Annotated in this window: 9 protein-coding genes and 1 pseudogene; 5 read left to right on the top strand and 5 right to left on the bottom strand. The window is 72.5% G+C overall.

The window, feature by feature from the left end:
• Window positions 1–224 precede the first annotated feature (224 nt).
• Window positions 225–1,901, top strand: a complete 1,677-nt coding sequence (locus SNA_RS30195; RefSeq protein ID WP_030062988.1) for an SWIM zinc finger family protein — start codon at window positions 225–227, stop codon at window positions 1,899–1,901.
• Between the two features lie 360 nt (window positions 1,902–2,261).
• Window positions 2,262–3,200: a MerR family transcriptional regulator gene (locus SNA_RS30190; protein ID WP_030062987.1), complete on the top strand. Its 939-nt coding sequence runs from the start codon at window positions 2,262–2,264 to the stop codon at window positions 3,198–3,200.
• Window positions 3,201–3,281: 81 nt separating this feature from the next.
• On the opposite strand, the pseudogene SNA_RS40700 reads toward SNA_RS30190, so the two are convergent.
• Both SNA_RS40700 and SNA_RS30180 read right to left on the bottom strand, forming a co-directional pair.
• Window positions 3,282–3,683 (bottom strand): annotated as a pseudogene (locus SNA_RS40700) (class I SAM-dependent methyltransferase); the annotation flags it as partial.
• 279 nt (window positions 3,684–3,962) lie between these two features.
• The gene (locus SNA_RS30180; RefSeq protein WP_030062985.1) at window positions 3,963–4,736 is read right to left on the bottom strand and encodes a VOC family protein; all 774 of its coding nucleotides are present in this window, start codon (window positions 4,734–4,736) and stop codon (window positions 3,963–3,965) included.
• A gap of 250 nt (window positions 4,737–4,986) precedes the next feature.
• Between SNA_RS30180 and SNA_RS30175 the strand changes: the two genes are divergently transcribed.
• On the top strand, window positions 4,987–5,826 hold the full coding sequence (locus SNA_RS30175) for a sulfurtransferase (protein ID WP_030062984.1): 840 nt from the start codon (window positions 4,987–4,989) through the stop codon (window positions 5,824–5,826).
• 86 nt (window positions 5,827–5,912) lie between these two features.
• Here the strand turns inward: SNA_RS30175 and sepH are convergent, their stop codons facing one another.
• A complete protein-coding gene (gene sepH, locus SNA_RS30170) occupies window positions 5,913–6,983 on the bottom strand; it encodes a septation protein SepH (protein ID WP_044367747.1) in 1,071 nt (356 codons plus the stop codon).
• 520 nt (window positions 6,984–7,503) lie between these two features.
• On the opposite strand from sepH, the gene SNA_RS30165 reads away from it, so the two are divergent.
• Entirely contained in the window at window positions 7,504–8,655 is a 1,152-nt protein-coding gene (locus SNA_RS30165; protein ID WP_030062982.1) for a hypothetical protein, read from the top strand.
• A gap of 72 nt (window positions 8,656–8,727) precedes the next feature.
• Here the strand turns inward: SNA_RS30165 and SNA_RS30160 are convergent, their stop codons facing one another.
• Both SNA_RS30160 and SNA_RS30155 read right to left on the bottom strand, forming a co-directional pair.
• Window positions 8,728–10,068 (bottom strand): D-arabinono-1,4-lactone oxidase, encoded by a 1,341-nt coding sequence (locus SNA_RS30160; RefSeq protein WP_044367746.1) that lies wholly within the window; start codon window positions 10,066–10,068, stop codon window positions 8,728–8,730.
• A 227-nt stretch (window positions 10,069–10,295) separates the two neighbouring features.
• A complete protein-coding gene (locus tag SNA_RS30155) occupies window positions 10,296–11,570 on the bottom strand; it encodes an MFS transporter (protein ID WP_044367745.1) in 1,275 nt (424 codons plus the stop codon).
• A 225-nt stretch (window positions 11,571–11,795) separates the two neighbouring features.
• Between SNA_RS30155 and SNA_RS30150 the strand changes: the two genes are divergently transcribed.
• Window positions 11,796–12,950 (top strand): ferrochelatase, encoded by a 1,155-nt coding sequence (locus tag SNA_RS30150; protein WP_044367744.1) that lies wholly within the window; start codon window positions 11,796–11,798, stop codon window positions 12,948–12,950.
• The last annotated feature ends 38 nt before the right edge of the window (window positions 12,951–12,988 follow it).

Genomic DNA, 12,988 nt, shown 5'->3' with positions numbered 1-12,988 from the left:
CCTCACCGTTTCCGTGCCGGGGCAGGAACGGCCGGTTCCGGGGGCCGTCGGTGGTGGGCTGCCCCGGCTGCTGGAGGAGCGCCTGCAACCCAGTCAGTGGGCCGGCCATTATGGCCCGGCGCGCAGCGCGCGGTACGGACCTTGCTTGGCTGCCGGGTTGACTCACTATCGGACATAAGCTGGCTACCGTAATGGACAGAGCCAGGAGCACGGTGGAAGAGACCATGCGCGGCCTCACCGAGGCGAACCTCAAGTCGTTGGCCGGTGCCCGTTCCTTCGAGCGCGGGCGCGGATACCTGGATGCGGTGTCCGGCGTCGAGATCGGTGACGGATGGATCACCGCGAGCGTCCACGGCACGGAACGGTACGAGCTGGAGCTGTCCCTGGAGGGGGCCGGCGGGCTGTCCGGCGAGTGCGACTGCCCGTATGGCCTTGAGGGCAACTTCTGCAAGCACCTGGTCGCCCTCGGACTGACGCTGCTCGCCCGGCCGGAGATCCTGCCGCGGCAGCGGAGAGCGGCGCGGGACCGGGCACAGGACCTCGACGGGTGGCTGTCCGCACGGTCCAAGGACGAGTTGCTTGCTCTGGTGCAGGAACTGATCGGCGAGGACCGACAGTTGCGGCGCCGTCTGGAGCTGCGGGCCGCGAGCACCCGTGGGGACATCGCCTCGGTCCGGGCCCGCATCCGTGAACTGCTCGACATCGGCCCGTTCGCACAGTACGGGTACGTCGAGTACGCCGATGCCCGCGCCTACGCGGACCAGGCCGGGCAGGCGGTGTCGGCGATCGGCACGCTCACCGGCTCCGGACGGGCAGCCGACGCGATCCTCCTGGTGCGGGAGGCGATGAAGCTGCTGGCCCAGGCGGTGGAGAGCGTCGACGACTCCGACGGATGGCTCGGCCAGGTGGGCACTGGCCTCGCCGACGCCCATCTCGACGCGTGCCGTGCGGCGCGCCCCGACCCGGGCGAGCTCGCGCGCTGGCTGGTCGGCCATGCGCTCGGCGAGTCGGACGACGGCCTCACCGACATCGATCCGCTCGACTACGAGGACGTTCTCGGCGAAGCGGGGGTGGCCGTCCTGCGGCAGCTGGCGGTCGAGGCGTGGCAGGGCAACCGCCGCGGCTGGGCGGAGAAGTACCTGATGGAGCGTCTGGCCAAGGCGGGAGGCGACGTCGATGCGGTGATTGCGGTGCATGCGGCCGACCTCGCACCGAACGGTCACACGCACCTGGTCATCGCTCGCGAGCTGGACATCGCCCGGCGCCCCGGCGACGCCCTGCGCTGGGCGGAACGCGGCGTCCGGGAGGCCAGGGACCTCGCTGCCGTCGACACCGCCCTCGTCGACTACCTCTGCGACCGCCACGCGCACGCGGACCGGCTTACCGACGCCGTCGCCCTGCGCCGCGACCACTTCGGCGCCCGCCGCACTCTGCCCACGTACCAGCAGTTGCGCACCGCTGCCCGGGCCGCGGACTGCTGGCCGGCCGAGCGCGAGGGCGCGCTGGCCCTGCTGCGTGCCGACGCGGGACAGCGGCAACAAAGCTGGTACGGCGGCCCTGTCCTGGTCGACGCCCTGCTCGACGACAAGGACGTCGACGCCGCCTGGCAGGCCGCCACCGAGACCGGCGCCCATGACCGACAGTGGCTCACCCTCGCCGACCAGGCCCGCGCCACCCGCCCCGCCGACGCGCTCGGCGTCTACCTGCGCCTGGCCGAGCCGCTGACCAAGGAGACCGGCAACGCGGTCTACGAGCAGTTGGTCAGCCTGCTGCTGAGCATCCGGGACTGCCACCGCCGCCTGGAATCGCCTGAGCAGTTCACCGGGTACGTCACCGCCCTGCGGACCGCCCAAAAACGCAAGCGGAACCTGATGCGCCTGATGGACGAGCACCATCTGTGAGCCGGACGATGCCTCGAAGGGCCTCTGGCCCCGTACGTCTCCGCCACCGGACGGCGCTCCGTGAGCGGCGCGACCGCGGCGATCGCCGACCGCTGAATGCGCGCTGGATCGGACGCTACGGCGGGACGCTCCTGTAGGTCACTGCGGAGCCGCCTTCCTCGACAGCGCCACCGACGGTGAACCACCACCTTGCCCCCGGCCTCCGCGGATCACGGCCGCACAGCAGGAGGAGGCGATCGCCGCCATCCATCAGGAGAACACGGGAAGTCCACCGCTTCGTCAGGGCCATGAGCGCCGATGCTGTCCACAGCTCGTGCCCGGACTTGACTCTCCTCTGGAGGGAGACATCAAGGTGGGGCCATGGACGGCGACACCCTCTACTCGATCGGCGAACTGGCCCGGCGTACCGGGCTGACGGTCAAGAAAATCCGGTTCTACTCCGACCGCGGCATCGTGGCGCCGGCCCATCGCAGCCCCGTCGGATACCGGCGCTACGGTCCGGACGCCATCGCCCGCCCGGCCCTCGTCCGGACGCTGCGCGAGCTGGGCCTCGGCCTCGACGTGATCCGGCACGTCACCGATCGGAAACTGACGCTGAGTCAGGTCGCCGCGGAACATTCCGCCGCCCTGGACGTACAGATCAACACCCTGCGTCTGCGACAAGCGGTGCTGACCACTGCGGCCAGACGCGAGCCCACCTTCGAGGAGATGGGGCGCATGTACCGGCTCGCCATGCTGTCCGAAGCCGAGAGGCGCCGCTCGACCGACGCATTCCTCGACGCCGTCTTCGACGGCAGCCACAGCGAGGCAGGCCATGCCGCGATCCGCCGCTCCATGACGCCCGAACTACCCGACAACCCCACGCAGGAACAGATCGAAGCGTGGGTGGAGTTGGCGGAGCTGTCCCTGGACGCAGGCTTTCGCGCCGGTGTGCGGAGACTGGTCGAAGGCCACATGGCCGACCTGCCTGACCGCGCCGCCGCACCGCCCCGCCCGGACGTCATCGCCGTCACCCGCGATCTTGTGGCGACTGCCGTGGCATCCGGCATCGACCCCGACTCACCGCAGGCCGATCCGGTGGTCGCGACGCTCACCGCAGGGTGTGCGCTCGCCACCGGCCGTCCCGACGACGCCCCGCTGCGGGACTGGCTGCTGCAACGCCTGGAAACCGCGAACGATCCACGCAAGGACCGATACGTCGCCCTGCTCGCCGTGATCAACGGCTGGCCGGCCCCGGAACCCCTGGAGCCGGTGATCGACTGGTCCGTCGAGGCTCTGAGGAGACGAACGGCCCGGTGATGCAGAGGGAGGCCGAGGGGCGTCGGGAGCAGCCGGCGGGGAGCGTGTCCTGAGCTGGCCGTCCGAGCCCGCAGCCGACGGCGGTACCTCCCGGAACCTCATCGGGAAGGACTGCCCGTTGAACGTCCGGTCGAAGGTATAGCAGGTGGTCGCGAAACAGTCGGGCCGAGGATCCTGGAACGCGTAGGCCACGAAAGGGTGCTTCACCGACGCGATCAGCCGGCCGCCGGGCCTGAGCACGCGCCGCATCTCGGCCGGCGTCGGCCCCCAGTCCGCCAGATAGTGCAGCACCAGCGACTGGTGCAGCACCAGCGACGCGACCACGTCGTCGAACGCACCGTCGGCGAACGGCAGACGGTCGTTCAGGTCGGCCATGTGCGGGGCCGCGTCGTCACCGAGCCGCCACCTGGCCGGCGCAGGCATCCCGGCGCTGGCGTCGATGCCGGTGACGAGGGCACCGTGGTCGCGTAATGCAGCGGACACGACTCTCGGGCACGTCGGTTACGCGTTCCATCGTCGGACCCTAGTGGTCACATGATCCGCCGGACAGAAACTGGCGGAGTCTACGGCGGCGGCCTGCCCCGAAGGCGTCCTCGGCAGCGGTGAGTTCACCCTGGACGAGCGCTGGCACCGCTCCTCACCATCTGTCGGCGCCGCCCTCTCGGCACTGCTCGGCTCCCACCAGGCGTCCGTTTCGCCCGGTACGGCCCGCCCGCTACCGCCTGCTGCCGCCCGCTCATTGCGGCCCGCCGATGCGGTCCGTCAGGGCGTCTGGATGATCGTGAACGCGGCGCCCTCGCAGTCGGCGACCGCCGCCAGCCTGCCGTGCGGGCTGTCCTGCGCCGGCCGCAGCACTCGTCCGCCCAGTTCGGTGACCCGCCGCGCCGCGGCGTCGGTGTCCGGGACGGCGAAATACGTCATCCAGTACGGGCCGCGGTCGCGCAGCGCGGCGGTGCCCACGCCGTGCATGCCCGCCACCGGGTGCCCTTTGATGTGCAGCGTCAGATAGTCGAAATCGGCGGGGCCCACGGGCTCGGACTCGAACCCGAAGACCCGTTCGTAGAACGGTTCGACCACGCCGGTCTCCTGGGTGACCAGTTCGTTCCATACGGGGGTGCCCGGTTCGCCGCTGAGTGCGGTGCCCCGCATCGACCTGCCCTGCCAGATGCCGAAGATCGCGCCCTGGGGGTCGGAGCCGATCGCCATCCGTCCGGCGTCGTCGGCGTCCAGCGGTCCGACGGCCACTGTCCCGCCGCAGGAGCGGATCTGGTCGGCGGTGGCGTCGGCGTCCTCGCTCGCCAGATAGGTGGTCCAGGCGACGGGCAGATGACGGTCGGGAGCCAGTTCGCCGATCCCGGCCACCTCCTGGCCGTCCAGGTAGGCGCGGGCGTAGGGACCGAAGTGCTGTGGCCCGGGGCGGAACTCCCAGCCGAAGAGCGCGCCGTAGAACTCCTGCGTCGCGGACAGACTGTGCGCCAGAAGGCTCACCCAGCAGGGCGCGCCGGGCATCCGCCGGGTCGCTGCCTCGGTCGTCATCGTCATTTACTCCTCGGGGCATCGGGGTGCTGGCCATGGGGGGGACGGGCGCGGGGCCCGAGCAGATGCTCGCACCCGGTGACCTGCTGTGCGCCCCGGCCGCGCCGTCCTTGGCGCGTTCGCGAGGGAGAATGCCCGTTTTGCTGGTCGGCATCCGTTTCGGTGATGGCGTCACCTCACCCAACTCCGTCATACGGAGGGTGGGCCGCCGCCTTCTGTACGTAGCCATCGCTACGCAAGGATGAGTGCCATGAATGCCATCATCACCGCTACCGAACTCGCGAGCGAGTTGACGTCCTCCGCCGCCCCGCTGCTCCTCGACGTCCGCTACCAGCTCGGCGGCCCGCCCGGCCGCCCGCAGTACGAGGCCGGACACCTGCCCCAGGCGGTCTATGTCGACCTCGACGGCGAGCTGGCCTCGCCGCCCGGCCCGGCCGGCCGCCACCCGCTGCCCGATCCGGCCGTCTTCGCCGAGGCCATGCGGGCCGCCGGGGTCCGCGCGGACCGTCCGGTGGTCACCTACGACGGCGGCCAGGGCTGGGCTGCGGCGCGCGCCTGGTGGCTGTTGCGCTGGTCGGGTCATCCGGACGTCCGGGTGCTCGACGGCGGCCTGGCCGCCTGGCAGGCGTCCGGCGGATCCCTGAGTATCGACAAAGTGACTCCGCAACGCGGTGACTTCACCCCCGTACCGGGCTCGCTGCCGCTGCTGACCGCGGACGACGCGGCCTCCCTGGCGCGCCGCGGTGTCCTCCTGGATGCGCGGGCCGCCGAGCGCTACCGGGGCGAGGTCGAGCCCATCGACCGCGTCGCCGGGCACATCCCCGGTGCGGTGTCCGCGCCGACGACCGAGAACGTCGTCGACGGCGGCACCACCTTCCGCGACGCGTCCGAGCTGGCCAAGCGGTTCGCCGCACTGGGCGCCACCGAGGATGCCGAGGTCGGGGTGTATTGCGGCTCCGGTGTGTCCGCCGCCCACGAGGTGCTCGCCCTGGCGGTGGCCGGAATTCCCGCCGCGCTGTACGTCGGTTCCTGGAGTGAGTGGTCCAACGACCCGTCCCGCCCGGTGTCCACCGGCGCGCACCCGGGCTGAGCCGCCGCGCGCCGCAAGCCGGCCCGACTGCGCCGCGCCCGCCCCTGGCAGCCAGGGGCGGGCGCGGTCATCGCGGTCGCGGGGCGTTACTCCGGCTTCTTGCGCCGGGTGCCGAAGACGATCTCGTCCCAGCTCGGCACCGCTGCGCGGCGGCCCGGCCGTACGCCGTCCGCCTCCGCCTGCCGGTCCGTCGTCCCGGTCAGCCGGTCGCGATGCCCGGCCACGGCCCGCGGCATCAGCACATCGGCGTACGCGGAACCGGCACCCGCGCTCGCCGCCGGTGCGGCCGGCTCCTCCAGCTCTTCCTCGGCCGGTTCGTCCTCCTGCGGCGCCTTGGCGGTCTCCGGTACGACCATGTCGCCCCGGAAGCTCGGCACCGCCTCCAGCAGGCTGGTCAGCGAGTCCCGCTCGCGTTCGCGCTCACCTGTGGGCTCCTCGGCGACCCGCGGCCCGGAGTCCTCGCCGCCCGCCTGCGCCGCCCGCTCGCCGCGGTCGGGCATCTGACGGTCCAGGGCACGGTCCAGCGGCCGGTCGCGCGGCAGCCGTGCGATGCGCGGGACGAACGGGAAGCTCGGCTCGGGCGTGTCGTCGCTCTCGCCGATCAGCGCCCGCGCCTCGTCGTCCACGGCCTGCACCAGCCGCCGCGGCGGGTCGTACGTCCAGGTCGCCGAGCGCGGCTCGGCGGCGACGCGGTAGACCAGCAGCACCTCCCAGGTGCCGTCGTCCCGGCGCCAGGAGTCCCACTGGATGGTGTCCTTGTCGGCGCCGCGCAGCAGTAGCCGCTCCGCGACCGCCTCACCGAGCTGCGGGCCACTGTTCTCGCCGGGGCGGCGTACGGGAGTCTTCCGGGCGCGCTCGGCCATGAAGGCGCGCTCTGCCAGGACCGGCCCCTCGAAGCGGCGCACCCGGTCGACGGGAATACCGGCGAGCTGGGCGACCTCCTCGGCGGACGCTCCGGCACGTATCCGCGCCTGGATGTCCCGTGGCCGCAGGTGGCTCTCGACCTCGATCTCGATCTGGCCCAGGCGGGCGCGGTCGTTGCGGACCGCGGCGCGCAGCCGCTCGTCGATCGGAAGCGTGTACTCGGTGCTGTCCGCAGCCTTGAGCACCAGCCGTGTGCCGTCGTTGGAGACGGCCACGACACGCAGTTCGGGCATGGGGACCTCCCGGGTGGTGCCTGCCGACGTCACGTGCGTCGCTGCTTCCGCTAGTCGAGTGTGGCCTGCCCGGGTGCAGCCTGCCACAACATTGCCGAGTTGCCCGGCGTGTCGAGGCTTGGCCCAGAAACGCCGTACATGACACGGTTACCGGTTTGCCATCCGCGGTGACCATGTCACGTGCCCTGTGATCCGGTCACCCGTGCCGAGCGACGGCGCCCCGGGTCGAGTGCCGCCTTTCAGGCCCCCTCCCGCGGATCCGGGCAGCCGGACGGGATCCCGGGCCAGGGCTCGCCACAGTACTCCATTTGGGCCACTGACGTGGACCGCCGCGCCGCTGAAGTTGTGGTGCGGTACTGGAGTTGGTCGCCTTGTCGATCTCTCTACCGTCTCGCCACCCTCTCGCCGCCGCCGTGACCGGTGGCGAGATTCACATAATCTCCAGATTCGGAACTATCCCCTTCGTCAAAAGGTCCCCTCTCCGTGCAAGGTGGAAGGAAGGGGCTATCAAAGGTTGGAGATGGACGAACCAAACGAAACAGACAGGAAGAAGAAGGAGAAGCGGATAGACCTGAGCCTCGCCCAGGTCGCGGGCAGTGCGCTCGCCGCCGCGGCGGCCGCCTATCTGGCCGGTCAGCTCGGCGTCTACGGAACCATCATCGGTGCGGGGCTGATCAGTGTCGTGGCCACGACCGGCGGCTCGATATTCCAGCACCTCTTCCGGCGCACCGGCGAGCAGATCAAGGAAGCCACGGTCACCACCCGGCCGAGGCCGCGCCGCTCCGCTTCCACCGACCCCCGATCCACAACCGGCGCGGGCGCGCACGCCCCGCGCACGATGGTGCTGCCGACCTTCGACAGGCAAGGCGCGCCGGACGACGTCACCGCCGTCGCCGCCAAGAACACCGCTCCCGTCACGGACCGCACCCGGGTACTCCCGCAGGCCGCTCATGCCACGCGGCCCTACCGCCGCGGCCCGGCCGCGGACCGGAGGCAGCTGGTGCCGCGGCTGGATGCCCGGAGCATGGCGCTCGGCCAGGCGGAACCGCGTACCGACGAGGACGCCGCCGAGGCCACGGCCGTACTGCCCGGCGCCGGGCACCACACGCATGCCGGGCACGACGGGCACGACGGGAACGACGCGCACGCCGGGCGTGTCGCGCGCCCGGAGGAGATCAGCACCACGACCTACGGCACCCGACTGCGCGGCTGGAAGCGTCCGGCGCTCGGCGCGCTCGCCGTGTTCGTGCTGGCCATGGGCGGTGTGACCGCCACCGAGCTGCTCACCGGGGAGACTCCCAGCGGCCAGAAGGGCACGACGCTGAGCAACCTCACCGGCGTCGGCGGCGCCGGCCGTCATCACCCCGGCCGCCCCGCCTCGCCCGACCCGGGCCGCTCCACCGGCAACGGCACCCACGGCGGCACGGGGAAGCCGTCCCCGCAGCCCAGCGGCTCCGGCAGCGACCGGCAGTCCCCGGAGCCGACCCCGTCCGACGGCGGCGGCAGCTCGCCGGACACCGGGTCCTCCCCGTCGACCGGGCCGTCACCGGATCACTCCTCCGGCAGCGGCGGCGACACCGGCGGCGGTTCGGCCGACGACCGGGACCAGGGCGGTCAGTCGAATCCCCCGGCCGCCGAACAGCAGCAGGCGCCGCAGCCGGACCCCTCGTAGCCCGGCGCGGACCCCGCCCGTCACGGCCGCGGCCGGCACCCCCGCTCGGGGCGCCGGCCGCGGCCGACGTCGTCAGTCGCCCAGGACCCGCCGCAGATAGGCGTTGGCGAACCGGCGCTCGGAATCCAGCCGGTCGCGCAGCGCCGTGAACTCGCCGAACCGCGGATAGGCGTCGGCCAGCTGACCGGCGTCGCGGGTGTGCAGCTTCCCCCAGTGCGGGCGCCCGCCGTGCGCCGTCATGATCCGCTCGGTGGCCGCGAAGTACGCCTGATGCGGGGTGCCCCGGTACATGTGGACCGCGATGTAGACGGTGTCCCGGCCGGACGCGGTCGACAGCGGGATGTCGTCCCCAGGGGCCGTACGCACCTCCACCGGAAAGCTCACCCTGAAGTCCGAGCGGTCCACCATCGCCTTGAGCTCGCCCAGCGCGGCGACGGCGGCCTCGCGGGGGAGTGCGTACTCCATCTCCACGAACCGCACCCGGCGCGGGGAGGTGAACACCTTGTACGGGATGTCGGTGTACGTACGGGCCGACAGCGCGCGGCTGGAGAGGGTGGCGATGCCCGGTATGGCGGCCGGTATCGCCCGCCCGACGGTGCATGCGATCTGGAAGACCCCGTTGGACAGCAGCTCGTCCTCCACCCAGCCGCTGAGTCTTCCCGGCGGTGCGGCGGGGCCCTGGCTGCGGTTGTTGCGCTTGGTGTTGCAGTTGCCGGTGTGCGGGAACCAGTAGAACTCGAAGTGCTCGTTCTCGGCGACGAGTTCGTCGAAGCGGCCGGTCACCTCGTCGAAGGGCATCGGCTCCTCGCGGGCGGTCAGCAAGAACTCCGGCTCCACGGCGAAGGTGAGCTCGGTGATCACGCCCAGGGCGCCCAGGCCCAGCCGCGCGGCGTCGAGGATCTCCGGGTTCTCCGCGGTGGAGCAGGTCAGCACCGAGCCGTCGGCGGTGACCAGTTCCAAGGCCGTGATCTGGGCGGCGAGGGAGGCCGAGTCGCGGCCGGTGCCATGGGTGCCGGTGCTGGTGGCCCCGGAGACGGTCTGCTCCATGATGTCGCCCATGTTGGTCAGCGACAGTCCGTGGGCGGCCAGCGTTTCGTTCAGGTGCTTGAGGGGCGTACCGGCGGCCACCGTGACGGTGTGGGCCTCGCGGTCGACCGCGCGGACGCCGGTCAGCCGCTCGGGGCGGATCAGCAGGCCCTCGGTGGCGGCCGCCGGGGTGAAGGAGTGGCCGGTGCCGGCCGCCTTCACCGTCAGCCCGTCCTCGGCGGCGGTGCGTACGGCCGCCGCCAGCTCCTCGGTACTGGCCGGGGCCACCGTCCGGGCGGGGCGGGCGGTGACGTTGCCCGCCCAGTTGCGCCACGTCCCCCCGGGACCGCGCCTTCCCGAGCCGCCGACGGCGTCGCTGGCTGCCATGGTGACGTCCCCTCCCTCACGCGGGCAGGCCGGTTCGGCCTCCGTTGATGTCAGCGCATGATGTCAGTCACCGACACGTCATCCAGGTGGCGTGACGGGAATCACATGACCAAGGAATCGACCGGAATCGCCCGCCTCCGGGACATGTCGTACCGGCGGTAACCGAATGTGGGGTGGGGGAGACCGAAAGCAGGGCGGGGGAGGGGAAAGCCGTACATCGACGTGCGCTACCCGACCGGTTCGTCGGCCGGCCGCACCGGCTGCACCGGCGCGCCGCTCACCGGGCCGGTGGCCAGGGCGCCCGTCTGCCGGGCGCCCGCTGCCTCGGGGCGCAGTCTGCGGTAGCCCGCGAAGGCGACCAGTGCGGCGAGGACGCCCGCGGCGCCCGGGACCAGATAGGCGCGGCCGGCTCCGGCGGCGTCCACGGCCCAGCCCGCCGCCGAGGAGCCCAGCGCGACCCCCACTGCCAGACCCGTGCTCGTCCAGGTCATGCCCTCGGTCAGCTTCGCCCGCGGGACGTGTTCCTCGATCAGCGCCATGGTGGTCACCATCGTCGGCGCGACGGACAGCCCCGCGACGAACAGCGCGCCCGCCAACAGCGGCAGCGAGTCCACCAGTTGGAGCGGCACCATGCTCACCGCCATCGCGCACACCCCCACCACCCAGCGGCGCGACGGATGCCCCTTGAGGTGCAGCAGGCCGAAGACCGCGCCGGCCGCACACGAGCCGAGCGCATAGACCGCCAGCACCAGGCTGGCCGCGGACTTGTGGCCGGCCTCCTCGGCGAACGCGACGGTCACCACGTCGATCGCCCCGAAGATCGCCCCCGTCGCCACGAAGGTCACCACCAGCACCTGAAGCCCCGGCGACCGCAGCGCGGACCCCTTGGCGTGCTGCTCGCGAGGATGCGGCACCGGCTCCGTACGGCGCTGCGCGGTCAGCCAGAACACCCCGGCCGCCAGGAAGAGCGCGGCCAGCAGCGGCCCGGCCTCCGGGAACCACGCCGTGGACAGCCCGATGGACAGGATCGGGCCGACGATGAAGCAGGTTTCGTCGACGATGGACTCCCACGAGTACGCCGTGTGCAGCTCACGCGGCGAGCCCCGGTAGAGCTCCGCCCAGCGCGCCCGGACCATCGAGCCGACGCTCGGTACGCATCCCACGCAGGCCGCACAGGCGAACAGCGTCCAGTCCGCCCAGCGCTGCTGCGCACTGAGCAGCAGACCGGCGACCGCGGCCAGGGAGACCAGGGTGGCCGGGCGCAGCACCCGCCGCTGCCCGTGCCGGTCCACCAGCCGGGATATCTGCGGGCCCAGGACGGCGGCCGACAGCGCGAGCGTCGCGGACAGCGCCCCGGCCAGGCCGTAGCGGCCGGTCAGCTGGGAGACCATCGTGACGATGCCGATGCCCAGCATCGACAGCGGCATCCTGCCCAGCAGCCCGGCGGCGGAGAAGGACGTGGTGCCGGGGCGGCCGAAGATGGCGCGGTAGGGACTGGGCAACGGGGGTGCTCCGCCGGGTGAGGACCGAGAGTCGGTGAGATCGGTGAGGGGTGCAGCCGGTAAGGAATGACCGGCGGCTATACAGCTTACGGGCGGCGGTCGACGGGCCGCCTCCGAGTTTTCGCCGCCGCGCCCGCCGCGCCCGCCGCGTTTCCGGCCACCGTCCACCGGGCGGGCAGGGGGTCTGCCCGCCGCCCCCGGTGGAAGGGTGGCAGGATCGAGGCCATGCCCGAACAGTGCGATCCGAGCCCGTATGACGCCCTGCTGCTGCTGTCCTTCGGAGGGCCCGAAGGCCCCGATGACGTCGTCCCGTTCCTGGAGAACGTCACCCGCGGCCGCGGCATCCCCCGCGAGCGCCTCAAGGAGGTCGGGCAGCACTACTTCCGGTTCGGCGGCGTCAGCCCGATCAACGCCCAGAACCGCGAGCTGCTCGACGCACTGCGCAAGGACTTCGCCGACCACGGACTGGACCTGCCGGTCTACTGGGGCAACCGCAACTGGGCGCCCTATCTGACCGACACCCTGCGCACCATGGTCGGCGACGGCCGCCGCCGGATCGCCGTCCTGGCGACCAGCGCCTACGCCTCGTACTCCGGTTGCCGGCAGTACCGCGAGAACCTCGCCGATGCGCTCGCCGCCCTGAAGGCCGAGGGCCTGCCGGTGCCGCGGGTCGACAAGCTGCGGCACTACTTCAACCACCCCGGCTTCGTGCGCCCCATGATCGACGGCGTGCTGGCCTCGCTCGCCGGACTGCCGCAGGACGCCCGCGAGGGCGCGCACCTCGCTTTCACCACGCACTCCATCCCCACGGCCGCCGCCGACACCTCCGGCACGCCCGCGGACCACACCCAGGACGGCGAGGGCGGCGCCTATGTCGCCCAGCACCTGGACGTCGCCCGCGAGATCGCCGCCGCCGTGCACGCGGAGACCGGTGTACAGCACCCCTGGCGGCTCGTCTACCAGTCGCGCAGCGGCGCCCCGCACATCCCCTGGCTGGAGCCGGACATCTGCGACCACCTGGAGGCGCTGCACGCCGAGGGCGTCCCGGCCGTCGTCATGGCGCCCATCGGTTTCGTCTCAAACCACATGGAGGTCAAGTACGACCTCGACACCGAGGCCACCGCCAAGGCCGCCGAGCTGGGGCTGCCGGTCGCCCGGTCCGCCACCGTCGGCGCCGACCCGCGGTTCGCCGCGGCCGTCCGCGACCTCCTCCTGGAGCGCGCGGCCACCGAACGGGGCCGCGCCCCGGAGCGCTGCGCCCTGGGCGCCCTGGGCCCCTCCCACGACCTGTGCCCGGTCGGCTGCTGCCCGGCCCGTACGGCGCGCCCGGCCGCGGCCGGCGCCGACTGGGTGGGCCCGGTCGCCGAAGCCCCGGCGTAGAGCCGTACACCCCCGTACACCCCCGACCACCGCTCGTC

The organism is Streptomyces natalensis ATCC 27448, from assembly GCF_000935125.1.
Taxonomy (GTDB): Bacteria; Actinomycetota; Actinomycetes; order Streptomycetales; family Streptomycetaceae; genus Streptomyces; species Streptomyces natalensis.
The sequence above is the reverse complement of the archived record's forward strand: the minus strand, read 5'-3'. Positions and strand labels throughout refer to the sequence as shown.